The 16,843-nt window shown below is 70.6% G+C and carries 10 protein-coding genes, 1 tRNA gene and 1 pseudogene; 10 read left to right on the top strand and 2 right to left on the bottom strand.

Annotated elements, in window-relative coordinates; translation table 11 throughout:
* Positions 1-255: transposase (locus EP26_RS13935; RefSeq protein WP_169747397.1), on the bottom strand; the 255-nt coding region annotated here is incomplete at its 3' end.
* Positions 256-374: 119 nt separating this feature from the next.
* Between EP26_RS13935 and EP26_RS38605 the strand changes: the two genes are divergently transcribed.
* From EP26_RS38605 to EP26_RS37465, 6 genes and pseudogenes are all read left to right on the top strand, one after another.
* Positions 375-1,175: a bifunctional DNA primase/polymerase gene (locus EP26_RS38605; RefSeq protein ID WP_169747398.1), complete on the top strand. Its 801-nt coding sequence runs from the start codon at positions 375-377 to the stop codon at positions 1,173-1,175.
* Positions 1,172-2,425 (top strand): virulence-associated E family protein, encoded by a 1,254-nt coding sequence (locus EP26_RS13940; RefSeq protein ID WP_169747399.1) that lies wholly within the window; start codon positions 1,172-1,174, stop codon positions 2,423-2,425. The genes EP26_RS38605 and EP26_RS13940 overlap by 4 nt, the downstream gene beginning before the upstream one ends.
* Before the next feature lie 841 nt (positions 2,426-3,266).
* Positions 3,267-3,827: a hypothetical protein gene (locus EP26_RS34840; protein WP_157033535.1), complete on the top strand. Its 561-nt coding sequence runs from the start codon at positions 3,267-3,269 to the stop codon at positions 3,825-3,827.
* A 20-nt stretch (positions 3,828-3,847) separates the two neighbouring features.
* A complete protein-coding gene (locus EP26_RS38145; RefSeq protein WP_281177083.1) occupies positions 3,848-4,159 on the top strand; it encodes an HGGxSTG domain-containing protein in 312 nt (103 codons plus the stop codon).
* Between the two features lie 236 nt (positions 4,160-4,395).
* Positions 4,396-4,545, top strand: a pseudogene (locus EP26_RS38610) (helix-turn-helix domain-containing protein); the annotation flags it as partial.
* Positions 4,546-4,562: 17 nt separating this feature from the next.
* Positions 4,563-5,678: a tyrosine-type recombinase/integrase gene (locus tag EP26_RS37465; RefSeq protein ID WP_245624395.1), complete on the top strand. Its 1,116-nt coding sequence runs from the start codon at positions 4,563-4,565 to the stop codon at positions 5,676-5,678.
* 73 nt (positions 5,679-5,751) lie between these two features.
* Here EP26_RS37465 and EP26_RS13965 read toward each other — a convergent pair.
* A tRNA-Thr gene (locus EP26_RS13965) sits at positions 5,752-5,826 on the bottom strand.
* Between the two features lie 324 nt (positions 5,827-6,150).
* On the opposite strand from EP26_RS13965, the gene EP26_RS13970 reads away from it, so the two are divergent.
* The 4 genes from EP26_RS13970 to EP26_RS13985 are packed head-to-tail and all read left to right on the top strand — an operon-like array spanning position 6,151 to position 16,805.
* Entirely contained in the window at positions 6,151-7,440 is a 1,290-nt protein-coding gene (locus EP26_RS13970) for a glycosyltransferase family 4 protein (protein ID WP_052389168.1), read from the top strand.
* A complete protein-coding gene (locus EP26_RS13975) occupies positions 7,437-14,711 on the top strand; it encodes a type I polyketide synthase (protein WP_052389169.1) in 7,275 nt (2,424 codons plus the stop codon). The genes EP26_RS13970 and EP26_RS13975 overlap by 4 nt, the downstream gene beginning before the upstream one ends.
* Positions 14,701-16,038: an aminotransferase class I/II-fold pyridoxal phosphate-dependent enzyme gene (locus tag EP26_RS13980; RefSeq protein ID WP_084112549.1), complete on the top strand. Its 1,338-nt coding sequence runs from the start codon at positions 14,701-14,703 to the stop codon at positions 16,036-16,038. Before EP26_RS13975 ends, EP26_RS13980 begins: the two co-directional genes overlap by 11 nt.
* Positions 16,039-16,043: 5 nt before the next feature.
* Positions 16,044-16,805, top strand: a complete 762-nt coding sequence (locus EP26_RS13985) for a formyltransferase family protein (protein ID WP_043339311.1) — start codon at positions 16,044-16,046, stop codon at positions 16,803-16,805.
* Positions 16,806-16,843: the final 38 nt, after the last annotated feature.

Below are 16,843 nucleotides of genomic sequence, written 5' to 3' on the forward strand. Positions count from 1 at the left end.
CACCGGCACAACGCCGAGCTCACCCTGCCGCATCTGCCGGCGCCAGGTGTAGATCAGCCCCGTGCCGATGCCCCAACGCCGAGCCACCTCGGTGACCAACGCTCCAGGCTGCATCGCCTCGGCCACGATCAGCTGTTTCTGCTCATCCGACCACAGCCGGCGCCGCTCGCCGCGGGTCACCACCTCCACCACCTCGCTGCGAGCACTCGTAAGCGTACTTGTATGCGTACTCGTGGTCTCTACGTCCGCCTCCATACCTGCCTCCATCAGCCAGAGACCGACATCACGGCCTCAAGCCCGGGACGTTTCGCAAGGTGGGGCCGTCACAACAGGTACGCATAAACCGCACAACGCTGCATTGCGACTTGGAGCGCGTGGCGCTGCTCGGATGGCGCGTTGCGCCAGTTTGGCCAAACCGAGCCGGCTGTTTCAAAGGATATATTCAGGCGGCTACGGCCGACCTCGACCAGATAGAGCGTTGGCAGGCTGAATATCGCGGCTGCAACTGGTCCGTAATCCCGGAGGGCTCCGGCGTATGGGCGCTCGACGTGGATATCCCTGGCGCGGACCATGCGAACGACGGCGTGGCATCGCTACGCGAGTTGTGCAACCTCCACGGCGCTTTACCGCCGCGCCCACACGGCCGCTCCGGCGGCGGTGGGCACCTGCTGGTGTTTAAGGGTGGCACTGGCATATTTTCCGGCAGCAGTCGTCCAGCGCCTGGCCTGGACACGCTAGCCAGCCGCAGCACCTTCACCATCAGCCCGTCGCGGCACCGTCGGACCGGCGCGCCTTACCGCTGGGTTATCGCGCCGTGGGAGTGCCCGCCGCCACCTGCTCCGGAATGGCTGGTCCGCATGTTGGCTCCGCCGCCGTCACCGCCGCGCTCAGCGCGGCCAATTGTACCAACTTCTGATAAGGCGGTGCGCGCCTTGATGCGGACGTTCGAGGCTGTCGGCAACGCACCGCCCGGCAATCGCAACAACGCCCTGCTGCGTCGAGCAACTCTGATCGGAGGCTTTGTCGCAGCAGGCGCCATCGGCCGTGCCGAAGCAGAGCGGGAACTAGTCGCCGCCGGGATGGCCTCGGGGCAAAGCCGAGCAGAAGCGCAGTCAACCGTACGGTCCGGACTTCGACGCGGGGAAGCAAGGCCGCTTGAATGGGGGATCGCATGAACTCATTCAGCATCGGCGGAAATCTCGCGCAACTTCAGGCCCGAGTAAGCAAATCCGACAAGGGACTGACGCACCCAAACCTGTCCAACGCCATGCTAATCCTCGCGTTGGATCCGTGCTGCACCGATCTCGTCGGCTACAACGAATTTGAGACAGAGGCCCAGCTTCTACGCCCGCCGCCCGTTGCCAATCCCGGCGACAGACCCGCACCCGGCCCCTACCCGCGGCCATGGCAGCCCGCTGACGTTGCGCTCGTCACAGCCTATATCCAGCGCACTCACTGCGAGCGCATGAGGGCTGGTGACGTCGAACAGGCCATGGTGGGCGAGGCGGACCGGCGCCGGTTCCATCCCGTTCGCGACTGGCTGGATAGCCTTCGCTGGGATGGAGTGAGCCGCCTCGATCATTGGCTGCACGAGGCGTTTGGTGCTGATGACAGTGCATACGTCCAAGCGGTTGCCGCCAAGACGCTGATCGCCGCGGTGCGCCGCATCCGGCAACCGGGATGCAAGTTCGACACCATGCCCGTGCTGGAAGGTGGGCAGGGCATGGGTAAGTCCCGCTCCATCAAACGGTTGTTCGGCGAGTTTTGGTTCACGGACGCGATGCCGCCGGATCTGAAGAGCAAGGACGGCTCCCAGGCTATGCTTGGGATCTGGTGCATCGAGTTCGCAGAAATGGAGCACCTGATTCGTCAGGAGGTCGAGACCATCAAGGCGTTCTTGTCGCGAGCCGTGGAGCGCTACAGGCCAAGCTACGGCCGTTCCTTCGTCAAGCGCCCTCGCCAGTGCATCTTCATTGGCACCACAAACAGCACGGACTACCTGCGCGATGCCACTGGCAATCGCCGCATTTGGCCAATCACTTGCCGCCATGCGGATGAAATCTGGATTGCGCAGAACCGCGATCAGCTCTGGGCAGAGGCGGCGCATCGAGAAAAGCAGGGTGAAGCCATCTGGATCGACGGTGACGAAGCTCGGACAGAGGCTGCGGCGCAGCAGGATGAGCGCATGTCTGAGGATGTGTGGACGGATGGTGTCCGCGCCTGGCTCAGCGCCAATCCTGGAGCACTCGTCACAGTACCGAAGGTGCTGACCGAGGCGATCAGCATGCCAACAGACCGGCACGACAAGCGCAGCGAGATGCGCATGAGCGCCATCCTGACGAGGCTTGGCTACCAGCGGACACAAACGCGGCGAGGCGGCAGCAAACCAATCCGGCACTGGATCATCCGGGAGAGCGAGACATGAGAAAGGTGGGGACGGGCATTCAGTGTGGGGTAGGTACGGCAGAGGGGGTGGGTACGGATGCAGGGAGCGAAGGTGGGTACGGCGGTTACGGTGGTGACGGCAGTAACTTCCTGAAAATCAACGATGGTACCCACCGTACCCACCCCTCTTTATATTCACTGAAGTGCGCATACTTCGGCCATTCTGGAAAAGGCCATGCGAGGTGGGGACGTGGGTACGCTCCCCCTTCTAGCGTCACCTTGTCTCCCTTGAGCAAGAGCCTCGGGTCTCAGCCCGATCGGACGTTGGAGGAGCCGGGACTGCTCGCCTCCTACAAGGTAGACCCGTCACTGGGCACCCCGCCTCCGAAGGGTCCTAAAGCGCCCCGGCCCGTCTGTCCGCTCAATATGCTGCACCCGCTGCGGGCCGGCGCTGAACCTGATTGCGTGTTGCTGGACGTCGACAGCGAGGACTGTGATCACCTCGTTCGGCTCGACGGCACGCCGTTCGCCTGCGCCCCCGATGGGATCGACCTGCAAGGTCCGCCGGCTCTGCCTATGCTCTGTCACATTGCTGCCCAGCAGGACCCCAACAGCCCAAAGGGGTCGCAGTCATGGCAGTGATCTCGCCCTTGTATCCGCTGGCCGAGGAAGACGCGGGGTTGGCGCTGTTCCCCTGCCGGCGCGGATCCATGCGGGTAGCGAAGACCATGCGGCGATCCGTCTGGGGATGGCCAAGGCAGCGCCGGGATGACCGGCGGCGCGGCGTCCTCTCTGCTCGTTCCCGCAATCCAACCACCTCAATGGAAGCCAGGATGGTCAAACCCCCCACCCGTCTACACGCTTCGCCGGCTGTCGATCCCATGGAACTGTACTCAGTGCCCACCGGGAACCTCACTCCGGTAGGCGCGGTCACGCCCCCAACGCATCCAATGAAGGCCCCGCCATCGACGGCCTCACCTGAAGTATCTCGTAAACGACGACGGGGCATCTGTGGCTCAACCAACGAAGCATTCAGCCTCACGCTGTTCGACAATCTGATGCGCGCAGCACTGGTGCCGCGAGATGATGACAAGGCCAGCCTCGACCGGCGAATGGAGGCGGCGATGGTGGGCCTCAAGGCGTTTGCACCGCGCGACGAGGTCGAAGGAATGATGGCCGCGCAGGCAGTGGCGCTGCACCATGCCGCGCAGGAATGTCTCCACCGATCTTTTTTGCCGGAGCAGGAAGTGGGGACGGCCGACCGGCTGCGGCGCCAAGCTGCGAACCTATCCCGAACGATGATCGAGGTATCTGAAGCAATCGAGCGGCGCCGTGGCGGCGGTGCGCGCCAGGTGGTCCGGGTTGAGCGCGTCGTGGTGCAGGATGGCGGCCAGGCGATTGTCGGCGCTGTGACGCCCTGCCCCCGGGGGGAGGAGCGATGATCGATCAAGCGAAGGACTCCATGCGCCCGGTCGGCAACCGGCTCAAACATGGCGTGCTGGGCGGTGACCCTACGGGCGCTCCGCGGTGTGGAGCGCGGACACGCGCCGGCACCCCGTGCCAGGGACCTGCCGTGCACGGGCGATGCCGGTGCCGGCTCCATGGCGGCCTGTCCACTGGCCCCAGAACCGCCGAGGGCCGCGAGCGGTGCCGCGCAGCGCGCTGGAAACATGGTGGGCGTTCAGTCGAGGCGATCGGGACGGCGCGTCATGTCGCAGCGCTGCTGCGGGAGGCGAAGGTGCTGTTGGCACCAAAGGAGCGAGCCGTTGGGTGAACAGCAGACCACGGGTGAGGCCGTGCGGATCCGCTTCGCTGTTGGCCGTCGGATGGCAGGCGTGGACGCACATAGGTCGGTGGCAGAGACCGATCAGCTTCGGGCGCGGCTGCCGGCCGCCGAGCACCCGTCCCGAGCCAACCTACGCGACTTCCCCGTCCACACTATCCGTTGGGCCACGTGCCAGCAGCGCCTAGAGCACGCGCGCGAGGAAGGACGGAGGGGAGCCAAGCGCGATGGCTGAACCTGCCGGACACTTCACCGTGGCGTCCTTGGCCGCTCATTGGCAGGTGAGCACGACCCACGTTTACAATCTCATCGCGGCCGGGCGGCTCGGTCATATCCGCATCGGGACGGCCATCCGTATCCGCCGCCAGGACGTGGAAGCATACGAGGCCGCACAGTGGCACGCCCCAAGCTCAACCGACCAACCCTCAAGCTCGCCCTGCGGGGCCGTCATTACGCCCTTGAATACTGGTGGGAGGGGCGCTCGCACCGCGTTTCAACGGGCACAGCAGATGAGCAAGCGGCCCGCGAGTTCCTAAAAGCCTTCGAGGCCGGGTGGGCAAAGCCGGAACCGCCATCCGAACCGACGATCGGTCGAATCCTGGACGGCTACAGCCACGATCGCAAAAACAACGCCGAGCACCCCCTGTCGTCCCCGACTGCGCTGGACGCGGGCTGCGCCGCACTGCGGCGGCACTTGGGCGATCTGCGTCCTGAGTTCCTGACCCGCGAGCGATGCCGCCTCTATACACGGCAGCGGCGTGCGGAGGGCTATGAGGTTGGGCCGCCAGACAAACGGCGCCGGAAGCCCGTCAAGGACGGGACCGTGCTCAGGGAACTCGGCATCCTGCGGGTAGCCCTGACTTGGGCCAAGGACGAGAACTGGATCGCTTCGATCCCGCACGTCGAGGGGCCATCGACACCGCAGCCGCGCGACCGCTGGCTGACCCGGGCGGAGGCTGTCGCGTTGATGGCAGGCTGCGGCGACTTCCACATCCGGGTGTTCGCGGCCCTGGCGCTCTATACCGCCGCCCGGACGGGCGCGATCTTGGAACTGACATGGGACCGGGTAGACCTCTCCGCCCGCCGAATCGACTACGGCCAAGGGAATGAGCATAAGCGCCGGGTCCGAGCCGTTCCCCTGGGGGATGATCTGGTCACGCTCCTGGCCCAAGCCCGAGAACTGGCTCGGTCGAACCATGTGATCGAGTTCGCCGGCAAGCCGGTCGGGAGTGTCCGCACGGGGTTCCTCGCCGCTTGCCGGCGCGCAGAACTGGAGGGGGTAACTCCCCACATCCTGCGGCACACCGCAGCGACGTGGATGGCCCAGAAGGGGGTGCCCATGTGGGAGATCGCCGGCCTGCTCGGTAACACGGTCGACGTAGTGACCCGAATCTATGCGAAGCACTCGCCGGAGCATCTGCGGCGGGCGGCCGAGGCGATTGGGCAGTTGGAAGGCTCTGGCGCGCCTGCGGCTGTGCGGGTTCGGAAGGTTCGAAGGTCCGGAATCTAGCCGCCCGGACAGAGTACGGAGAGGATTGCTGGAGCTCTCTCGAAACGGAAAGCCACTAAGCTTTTGAAAAGAATGGTGCTGCCAGAGAGGATTGAACTCTCGACCTCTCCCTTACCAAGGGAGTGCTCTACCACTGAGCTACGGCAGCAGGTCGGCGCTTCCTAACGGGTCGGGAAGCAGGCTGCAACCCCTTCGACGAGCTCTGCCGCCTCCGTAACCTTCATCTTCCGTTCAGGACTCGTCGGCAGCGTCGTGGCAACGGAGTCGACCCGTTGCTGACCTCTCGCCCGCCCATTCCTTGCGATAACTCCTGCATCTGCGTAACCTCTGGTAGATCATGCTGCATCGCACTCTAATATTTTGGAGACGTAATGTTGAACGCCATGGCATGATGTTCATCCGACGCTCGCCACGACTTCAGGCGGGCACCTGAACCGGCCAGCAGCGCAACCTCATCGAAGGCGGAGAAGTCTTGTATACTATCCTCGATGTTTCCCGCCTGATCTCCTGCGTCCGGCGTCACTCCCCCTCCGGCATCGACCGCGTCGAGATGGCTTATGCCAAGCGTTGGCTTGACGAACCGCAAACTTCCTGCGATTTCGCCGCTCAGAGCGCCTGGGGCTGGTTCGGTCTGGTCCCCCGGCGCCTGGTCGCGGCCCTGATCGAGGCGCTGGAGCTGACCTGGCGGCGCGGCCCGCAGGCCGACAATGCCCTCAACCGCGCCCGACGGATCGCCGCCGCGCTGCATGCCCGCCTTGCCCTCGGCGCCGGGCGTGCCGCCCTGCTGGCCCGGCTCGAGGCGCAGCGCCACGCCGTTTTCCTCCTGGTCTCCCACCGGTCGCTGGAGAGCGAGGCTCCGATCGCTGCCCTGCGCCGCGCCGGCGCCCGCTTCGTCCCGCTGATCCATGACCTGATCCCGCTGACCCATCCCGAATATTCGCGTAGCCAGCAGGTCGCGCGCCATGCGGCACGGATTGCGACGACGGCGTCGCTGGCGGACGGGATCGTCGTCAACTCCGCCTTCACGGCCTCCACCCTGCTGCCGCGGCTGGTCCGGCATGGCCGCGCCGCGCCGCCGCTCGCCATCGCCCCGCTCGGTGTCGACCTGCTGCGGACGCCGCCCGGCCTGCTGCCGCCCGAGCCCTATTTCGTATGCCTCGGCACCATCGAGCCGCGGAAGAACCACCTTCTGCTGCTGAATGTCTGGCGCGAGATGGCGGAACGCGCCTTGGCACAGCCCGGCGTCGCGCCTCCGCCGAAGCTCCTGGTCGTCGGCCGCCGCGGCTGGGAGAACGAGAATGTCGTCGACCTGCTGGAGCGCTGCGATCTGCTGCGTGGCCTCGTGCAGGAGCTCGGCACCCCGCCCGATACCGAGGTCGCTCGCCTGGTCGCCAACGCCACCGCTCTGCTCTTCCCGAGCTTCGTCGAAGGCTACGGCCTGCCGGTCGCCGAGGCGCTCTCCCTCGGCACACCGGCGATCTGCTCCGACACAGCGCCGCTCCGCGAGGTCGGAGGCGCCGTGCCCGATTATCTCGGCCCGCTCGACGGCCCAGGCTGGATGGCGCTGATCGAGGCCTATGCCACGTCGGACTCGGCCGCCCGCGCCGCCCAATGCGCACGGCTGCGGCATTGGGTCCGGCCGTGCTGGAGCGAGCATTTCAACCAGGTGGACACACTGCTCGACCAGGTCGTCGGCCTGCCGCGCCCCGCCATCCGGCCCCTGCCCCAGTCCCTGCCGAGCCGGGAGCCAAGCCTCGCATGAGCCGGTCCACGGAGCCGAAGCCGAGGCGCCGGCCGGAATGCGCCATCGCCATCCTGGGCGCCGCCTGCCGCCTGCCCGGCGCCCCCGATCTCGACGCTTTCTGGAGCCTGCTCGCCGAGGGCCGCGACGCCGTCACCGTCATCCCCACCGGGCGCTTCAACCGCGACGCCTTCGCCCATCCGCGGCGTGGCGAGCCGGGCAAATCCTACAGCTTCGCCGCCGGAGTGCTCGACGACGTCACCGGCTTCGATGCCGCCGCCTTCGGCATCTCGCCCCGCGAGGCGGCGGAGATGGACCCGCAGCAACGCCTGCTGCTCGAACTCGCCGCCGAGGCGCTGGAGGATGCCGGTATCCCCGCCTCGCGCCTCGCCGGCAGCGGCACCGGCATCTTCATCGGCGGCTCGCTGACCGATTACGGCGACCTTCGCCTGTCCGACCCGGCGGGCGGCGACCGCTACTTCATGACCGGCAGCGCGCTGTCGATCCTCGCCAACCGCCTCGGCAATGTCTTCGACCTGCGCGGCCCGGCGCAAACCATCGACACCGCCTGCTCCTCCGCGCTCGTCGCCCTGCACTGGGCCTGCGAAGCGCTGCGCGGCGGCCGCATTCCGGCGGCGCTGGTCGGCGGCGTGAACATGCTGCTCACGCCCTTCCCCTTCCTCGGCTTCGCCCAGGCGGGGATGCTCTCGCCCACCGGCCGCTGCCACGCCTTCGACGCGCGGGCCGATGGCTATGTCCGCGCCGAGGGCGGCGGCATGGTACCGCTCAAGCGCCTCGAGGACGCGCTGGCCGATGGCGATGCGATTCGCGCCGTCATCCTCGGCTCCGGCGTCAACGCCGCCGGCCGCACCATGGGCCTCTCCTTGCCGAGCGGTCCCGCCCAGGCCCGGCTGATCGAGCAGGTTTTGTCCGAATCCGGCGTCACCCCAGACCGCATCGGCTATTTTGAAGCGCATGGCACCGGCACCGCTGCCGGCGACCCGCTGGAGGCCGGCGCGATCGGCACCGCCATCGGCCGCCACCGGTCGGAGCCACTGCCCATCGGCTCGGCCAAGACCAATATCGGCCATACCGAGCCGGCCGCCGGCATGGTCGGCCTGCTGAAGGCCATGCTGATGCTGGAACGCGGCCGCATCCCGCCCTCGCTCCACCACGAGAAACCCAACCCAGACATCGACTTCACCGGCCTCGGCCTCCGCGTGCCGGTAGCGGCGGAACCGCTCCGCCGCCGGCACCGCGCAGTGATCGGGGTGAACAGCTTCGGCTTCGGCGGCACCAACGCCTGCGCCTTCCTTACCGCCGCGCCGGCGACGGCGCCTATGGGCGGCGAGGCACCGGCCGCATTGCCCCCGCTGCTGCTCTCCGCCCGCAGCGCCGTCGGGCTGAAGGCGCTCGCCGTCCGCTGGCAGGGCGCGCTGGCCGCGACGCCCGCCCGAGCCCTGCCCGCCCTGCTGCGCGGCGCCGCCCGCCACCGCGACCTGTTGCCGCACCGCCTCGCCCTCCGCGGCACCGATCCAGCAAGTCTCGCCGAGGGTCTCGCCGCCTGGCGTGCCGGCGAATCCGGCGCGGCCGCCGGCACCGCCGGCCCGCAGCGCGGAACCGCCTTCGTCTTCAGCGGCAACGGCGCACCCTGGCCGGGCATGGCCCGGTCCGCGTTTGCCGCCAGCCCCCGCTTCCGCGCCGCCATCGCCGACGCCGATGCCGCCCTCGCCCCGCTGCTCGGCTGGTCCGTCGCCGCGCAGATCGAAGCCGGTGTCACCGCCGAGGCCGTCGCCGTCACCGACCGAGCCCAGCCGCTGCTCTTCGCCGTCCAGCACGGCATCGTCGCGGCGCTGGCGGCCGAGGGCATCCGCCCTGCCCTCTGCCTCGGCCATTCGGTCGGCGAGATCGCCGCCGCCGCCGCCGCCGGCTTGCTACCGCTGCCCGAGGCAGCCCGTCTGGTCGTCGCCCGCAGCCGCCACCAGCAGGCGACGCGTGGCCAGGGCCGCATGGCCGCCCTCGGCGCCACGGCCGAGGCGGCGCTGCCGGTCCTCGCCGAATGCGGACCCGGGCTGGAAATCGCAGCGATCAACGCCCCCGCGGCGATCACCGTCGCCGGGCCGGTCGATGCGCTGCATCGGCTCTCCCAGGCCGCGGCGGCGCGGCGCTGGAGCTACGTCGGCCTCGACCTCGACTATGCCTTCCACAGCGCGGCGATGGACCCGCTGCGCGACGGGCTGCTCGCCGACCTCGCCGGCCTCGCCCCAACCCCGCCCACCTTGCCGATGATCTCGACCGTCACCGGCGAGCCGCTCGGTGCTGATGCCTGCACCCCCACCCATTGGTGGCGCAACCTGCGCGAGCCGGTGCGCTTCCTCCCCGCGGTCGAGCAGGCGACCCGCCACGGCGCCGGCCTCTTCATCGAGATCGGCCCCAACCCGATTCTGCAGAGCTACTTGCGGGACGCGCTGCGCCAGGTCGGCTGCGAGGCCGGCATCCTCGCCAGCCTCACCCGGCGCAACGCGCCGGGTGACCCCTTTCCGGCCATCGCCGACCGCGCCTTCGTCCTCGGCGCCGATCCACGCCAGGGCCCGGCCTATGCCGGCCCGGCCACCCGCCGCGGCCTGCCACTGACGCCCTTCGACCGCCAGCCCTACTGGCTCGCCCAGACGACGGAAGCCACCCCCATTGCCCAGCCGCTGGCCGAGCACCGCCTGCTGGGCTTCCGTCGCGGGAACGAGCCCGGCCTCTGGACCCGGCATCTCGACACCGAGCTGGAGCCCTGGCTCGCCGATCACCGCCTCGCCGGCCAGCCGGTGCTGCCCGCCGCGGCCATGGCGGAGATGGCGCTGGCCGCCGCCCAGGCCTGGTATCCGGAGGCGCCGGCGCTGGAGCTGCGCGACCTCGCCATCCATCAGGCTATGCCGCTGGAGGCCGGGTCGTCGCGCGAAGTGAAGGCGACGCTCGACGCGGCCGGCGGCTTCGCCCTGTCGAGCCGCCGCCGCCTCACGGACGAGGCCTGGACGCTGCATGCCGAGGCACGCATCGCCACCCTCCCCCGCCTGCCCGAGGCCAGCGCCGAGCCATCCACCCCGCCGCGCTGCCTCGACCGCGCCGCGTTGCTGGCCCTCGCCGCCCGGCTCGGCCTCGATTACGGCCCCGCCTTCCAGTCGCTGGAAGAAGTGTCGGTCGATGCCGAGGCCGGCCTCGCCCGCGCCCGGCTGGTCCGCCCCACCGCGGCGCCGCCCGATGCCGGCTTCCTGCTCCACCCCGTCAGGCTCGACGGCGCGCTGCAAGCCCTGCTCGGCCTGCTGGCCGATGCGCCAGCCGAGCCCGGCACCGGCCTCGTCCCGGTCCGCATCGCCCGGCTGGTTCTGCGCCGCGGCGCCGAAGCCCCGGCGGCCGCCACCATCCGCCTGACCGAGCGCGGCAGCCGCAGCGCCGCCGCCGACCTCATCCTGCGCGACGCGACCGGCGGCGTGGTCGCGCTGCTGGAAGGATGCAGCTTCCTCAGTATCCGCCTGCCCGGCCGGCAGGACCCGCTCGACGGCGCCTTCCGCATCGCGCTGCTCCCCGCCCTCGGCAGCGAGCCGGCTGAGCCGCCCGACCTCGCAGTCCCGCTCGCCGCCGCGCTGCAGCAGGATGCGGCGCTCGATCTCGGCGAGACCGCGCTGCTGCTGGAAGGCTTCTGCGCCGCCGTCGCCCATACCGCGCTCAGCGTCGCCCCGACGACCGGCCCCTATGCGCGCATGCTGCTTGAGGCCCTAGCCCAGGACGGGCTCGCTGAGCCAGGCCCGCTCGGCCTGCAACCTGTCCCGGCGCCAGACCTGCCCGCTTCCGGGGAGATCTGGCGGCAGGTGCTGCTGGAACAACCCGACCTCGCGCAGGACCTTGCCTGGGCAGCGCTGGCGGCGGAGCAGTTGCCCCAGGCCCTTGCGCATCGCCTTGCCGGCGAGGCCGGCGCGCCGCCGCCGCCGCAATCCGCCGGCTATGAGCGGCTCGCGCGGGTGCTGGCCGAAGCCGTCGCTGCCTTCGCCGCCGCCTGGCCCGCAGGCCGACCGCTCAGGGTGCTGGAGGTCGCGGCCGGCGCCGGGCCGCTCACCGCCCATCTGCTGCGGGTCCTGGCCGGCTGCGGCCGCCGCGTGCTGCTGACCGCGTCTCCGCTGCCGAGGCAGCCGCCGATGCCGCTGCCGCCGGTGCCGGAGGGCATCGAATTTGCCGTCCAGCCATGGGACCTGGAGAGCCGCGACGTGCCGCCGCTCGCCGCCGACCTGGTGGTCGGCCTCGCCGCCGGGGCACGGCTGCAGCGCGGTACCGAGGTGCTCAGCCTGCTGCGCCAAGCCGCCGCACCCGGAGCGACCCTGCTGCTGGCCGAGCCGCTGCCCGGCTGGCTATGGAATTTCTGCTGCGGCCAGGAGCCGGGCTGGTGCGGCGCCGCGCCGCTTGCCCCTGCCGCTGCCTGGGCCGCTGCCCTCCCCGCCGAGGGCTGGACCGCACCGCTCGCCGAGCCGCTGCGGGCCGCTCCCTTCCCGGCCCTGCTGATCGGCGGTCGCGCCGCCACCGGGGCCATGCTGCTCGCCACGCCGAAGCTCCGCCGCGTCCTTCTCTTTGCCGATGCTGCCATGGCCGGGCTGCGCCCCGCCATCGCCACCGCGCTGCAATCCCGCGGCGCCACCGTCACCGGCGGCGGCTTGGCCGAGGCGGCCGCGCTGCCGCCCGATGCCCTCGCCGACAGCCTTGTGGTGGCGCTGGCCGGCGATGGCCGCAGGCCGGAGGAGATCGCCGCCTCACTCTCCGCCCTCTCCCGGCTTGCCGCCGCCGCTGAGGGCAGCGCGGCCGGCTTCTGCATCGTCACACAGGGTGGCCAGCAGCCGGATGCGCCCGGCACACGGCACGAGCCCGCCTCCGCCGCGCTCTTCGCTCTCGGCCGGGTGCTGGCCAACGAGCATCCCGGGCTGAAGCCCCGGCGGATCGACATCGCGCCACAGCTCGGCGCGGAGCAGGCCGCCCGCCGCCTCGCCGGCGAGCTACTGACCGAGCAGGACGACGAGGCCGAGGTCACCCTCACCGAAGGCGCCCGGCTGGTCCCCCGCCTGCGTCCCGGCCTGCCCGCTGCCCCACCCGCCGCTGGCCCGCAGCGGCTGGAAGTCCGCCAGCCTGGCCAGCTTGGCAGCCTGCATTGGACAGGCTTCTCCCTTGGTGCGCCCGGCCCCGGCGAGGTGGTGCTCCGAATCGAGGCGGCCGGGCTGAATTTCCGCGACGTGATGTGGGCCCAGGGCCTGCTGCCGGAGGAGGCGCTGCTGCCCGGATTTGCCGGCCCCAATCTCGGGATGGAATGCGCCGGGGTGGTCGAGGCGGTAGGCGAGGGCGTGGCGCTCCGCCTTGGCCAACGGGTCTTCGGCGTGGCACCCGCGGCGCTGGCCAGCCATGCCGCCAGCCGCGCCGAGGCTCTGGTGCCGATGCCGGAAGGGCTCGACCCGGTCGCCGCCGCCACCATCCCCGTCGCCTTCATGACCGCCGTGCATGCGCTGGAGGAACTGGCTCAGCTGGAGCCCGGCGAGCGCGTGCTGATCCATGGCGGCAGCGGCGCCGTCGGCCTCGCCGCCTTGCAGGTGGCGCTGGCCCGCGGCGCCCGCGTCGCGGTCAGCGCCGGAAGCCCTTCGCGCCGCGCCTTCCTCCACGCCACCGGCGCTGAACTGGTGCTCGACAGCCGGGATGCCGGCTTCGCCGATGCCCTCCGCGCCGCTTGGCCGGAAGGGGTCGATGTGGTGCTGAACTCCCTCGCCGGCGCGGCCATGGAGCGCTCGCTTGGCCTGCTGCGCCCTTTTGGCCGCTTCATCGAGCTCGGAAAGCGCGACTTCGCCGAGGGCAGCCGCGTCGCTCTACGACCGCTCCGGCGGAACGCCACCTATTTCGCGGTCGATGTCGATGAGCTGGCCCACGCCCGGCCGGCGAAGGCGGCCCGGCTGCTGGCCGGCATCGCCGCCCGGCTGCGCGAAGGTGCAATCCGTCCCCTCCCCGCCGCCGCCCATGCGGCTACCGAGGTGGAGACCGCCTTTCGCGCCCTCCAGGCCGGTGGCCACATCGGCAAGCTCGTGATCCGCCCGCCGGCGACGGCCGGCCGGGCCGAAGCCGCCTCGCCCCTCGACCGGGCGATGGAGGGCACCATCCTCGTCATCGGCGGCACCGGGGGCTTCGGCCTGGAGACGGCACGCTGGCTAGCGGCGCGAGGTGCGCGGCATCTGGCCCTGCTCTCGCGCCGCGGCGCAGCGACGCCGGGGGCGGATGCAGCGATCCGCGACCTGGCGGCCTGCGGCACCACCGCCTCGCTCTATCCCTGCGACGCCACCGACGCCGCGGCGCTGGAGCGGGTTTTGTCCGAAATCCGCACATCCTGCCCGCCCATTCGCGGCGTGATCCATGCCGCGGCAGTGATTGGCGATGGCGCGGCGGCGCTGCTCGACCCGGCACGGGCCGCGCCGGTGCTGGCGGCGAAGCTCGTCATCGCCGACAACCTCGACCGGCTGACCGCCCGCGATCCGCTGGATCTCTTCCTGATGTACTCCTCCGCCACCGTCGCCGTCGGCAATCCGGGCCAGGCCGCCTATGTCGCCGCCAATGCCGCGGTCGAGGCGCTGGCCCGCCGCCGCCGTGCCGCCGGCCGCCCGGCGATGGCGATCGGCTGGGGCCCGATCGCCGATGCCGGCATGCTGGCCGGGGATGCCGCCAAGACGGAAATCCTGGAGCGCCGCCTGGGCGTCGCCGCGATGCGGGCGGAGGAGGCGCTGGCCACCCTGCCCGCTCTGCTCGCCACCGATGCCGCCACTTCCGGCCTCGCCCGCATCGCCTGGTCGGCCGCCGGTGCCGCTCTCGCCATCCTGGCCGAGCCGGGCTTCGAGACGGTGCGCTGCCTCGCCGCCCCCGCCGGGGATGCCGCCGATCTCCGCGCCCAGCTGCGCGGCCTGGCGGAGGCGGAGGCGCTCGCCCTGCTGCGCGAGACCATGGCGGGCGAGTTGGCCCGCATCCTCCGCCTGCCAGCGCAATCCATCGGGGCCGAGGCGCCGCTCGCTGAACTCGGCCTCGACAGCCTTGGCGGGATGGAGCTGCGCACGGCGCTGGAGGGAAGGCTCGGCCTGGCCGTGGCGCTCGACGGGGTGGGCGACGGGCTGACGCTGAATGGGCTGGCGCGACGCATCCTAGTCCGGCTCCGGACCGGGCCGCGGGTGGATAGTGCCGAGGCCCTGCTCGCCGCGCATGAGCCCGAGGCCGCCGGGCTGGAGGATGCGGCATGAGCACCGGCTTCGGCCTCAGCGCCAGCGCCCGCAACGCCCTGCTCAGCCGCCTGGCCCGACGCGGCGCGGCGCCGCCCCGGCCGCAGCGACGCCGGCCGAATCGCCGGGACGCGACCTCGGCACCCTGCCGGGGATGCGGGATTTCGAGACGATGCGCGATGCCGGCGCCGCGCTGGGCATCGAGAACCCCTATTTCCGCCAGCATGACGGCGTGGCGGGCGGCCGCAGCAGCATCGGCGGTCGGAGCTATGTCAACTTCGCCTCCTACAACTATGTCGGACTGAACGGTGACCCGCGCGTCGCCGCCGCTGCCAAGGCGGCGGTCGACCGCTTCGGCGTCTCCGCCTCCGCCTCCGCCTCTCGCCTCGCCTCGGGCGAGCGGCCCATCCATGCCGAGCTGGAAGCGGCGCTCGCTGCGCATCACCGCGCGGAGGCCTGCCTCACTTTCGTCAGCGGGCATGCGACCAATGTCACCGTGATCGGGCAACTGATGGGGCCGCGCGACCTCATCCTGCATGACCGGCTGATCCACAACTCGGTCGCCGAGGGAGCGCGGCTGAGCGGCGCCCGGCGCATCGCCTTCGCCCATAACGACCGGGAGGCGGCGGAGCGGGAGCTTGCGGCGCATCGCGGCCGGCATGGCAGGGTGCTGGTGGTGATCGAGGGCCATTACAGCATGGATGGCGACCTGCCCGATCTCGGCCGCTTCGCCGCGCTGGTGCGCAAGCATGACGCGCTGCTGATGGTGGACGAGGCGCATTCCATCGGCGTGCTGGGTGCCACCGGCCAGGGCGTTGCCGAGCAATGCGGCGTCGATCCCAGCCTCGTCGATATCTGGATGGGGACGCTGTCGAAGACGCTCTCCTCCTGCGGGGGCTACATCGCTGGCCAGCGGCGGCTGGTGGACTGGTTGCGGCACACTTCACCGGGCTTCGTTTATTCGGTCGGGCTGGCGCCGCCGCTCGCCGCCTCGGCGCTGGAATCGCTCCGGCTGCTGCAAGGCGAGCCCTGGCGCGTCGCACGGCTACAGGCTAATGCGGCGCTCTTCCTTCGGCTCGCGCGGCAGGCAAGATTTGATACCGGAACCTCCGCCGGGCTCGGCATCGTGCCGATCATCCTCGGTAGTTCTCTGCGCGCGGCGCAATTGGCCGCTGCTGCTTTCGAGGGCGGCGTGAACGTCCAGCCGATTCTCTTTCCTGTGGTGCCGGAAGGGGCGGCGCGGCTCCGCTTCTTCCTCTCGGCCGAGCATACGACCGAGGATATCGAGCGCAGCATCGCCGTGCTGGCCGCGGCGCGGGACGGGCTGGCAACGCTGAAGGCCTCCTGACCGGCTTGCGCATCGCCCTCTTCACGCTGGAAAGCGCGCTCAGCGCCGAGGCGGTGGAGGCCTTCCTCCGCGCCCATGGCGACCGCGTGGTGCTGGTCGGCCGCTCCGACCCCTTCCGCCCGGGTGCGGGCGGGCCGGTAGGGCAGGCCTGGCGGCATCTCCGCCGCTCGGGGCCGCGGCTGCTGCCCTATCTCGCGGTGAACTACGCGCTTCATCCGGCACGAGGCCGGCTGGCCGGGTTCGGCCTGCCGGTGGTCGAGGTGGCGGATGTGAACGGGCCGGCGATGGCGGCGGCGATCCGTGCCGCACGGCCGGACCTGCTGGTTTCCTTGCACTTCGACCAGATCTTCGGTGCCGAGACCCTGGCCCTGGCGCCGCGAGGGGGGATCAACCTGCACCCCTCGCTGCTGCCGCGGCATCGCGGGCCGGTGCCGACCATCTGGGCTCTGGCCGAGCCGGAGCCATGCTTCGGCGTTACCGTGCACCGGCTGGTGCCCCGGATCGATGCCGGCGCCATTCTTGCCCAGCGGGAGGTGCCGCTCCCGCCCGGCACCACCGCCAGCGCTGCCGCCCGGGCGCTGCACCTGGCCGGCGTACCGTTGCTGGCGGAGGCCATCGCCCGTCCGAGTTTGGGACGGGAGGTGACGCCCCTGCCCTATTGCCCCTTCCCGCCGCCCGATCTGCTGCGGCGATTGGCACAGCAGCGGCGGCGCCTTGCAGATCGGAAGGATCTCCGTCTCGCGCTCCGCTTGGCTCGGCTGGATTAAGTTACGAATTTGCACTAAAAAGCTTGACCTTTCATGCC

It is taken from the genome of Belnapia moabensis DSM 16746, from assembly GCF_000745835.1.
GTDB lineage: Bacteria > Pseudomonadota > Alphaproteobacteria > Acetobacterales > Acetobacteraceae > Belnapia > Belnapia moabensis.

Coding starts and splice junctions, on each gene's coding strand:
- EP26_RS13940 (WP_169747399.1), top strand. CDS start 1,172: ATGAACTCATTCAGCATCGGCGGAAATCTCGCGCAACTTCAGGCCCGA.
- EP26_RS34840 (WP_157033535.1), top strand. CDS start 3,267: ATGGAACTGTACTCAGTGCCCACCGGGAACCTCACTCCGGTAGGCGCG.
- EP26_RS38145 (WP_281177083.1), top strand. CDS start 3,848: ATGCGCCCGGTCGGCAACCGGCTCAAACATGGCGTGCTGGGCGGTGAC.
- EP26_RS13975 (WP_052389169.1), top strand. CDS start 7,437: ATGAGCCGGTCCACGGAGCCGAAGCCGAGGCGCCGGCCGGAATGCGCC.
- EP26_RS13980 (WP_084112549.1), top strand. CDS start 14,701: ATGCGGCATGAGCACCGGCTTCGGCCTCAGCGCCAGCGCCCGCAACGC.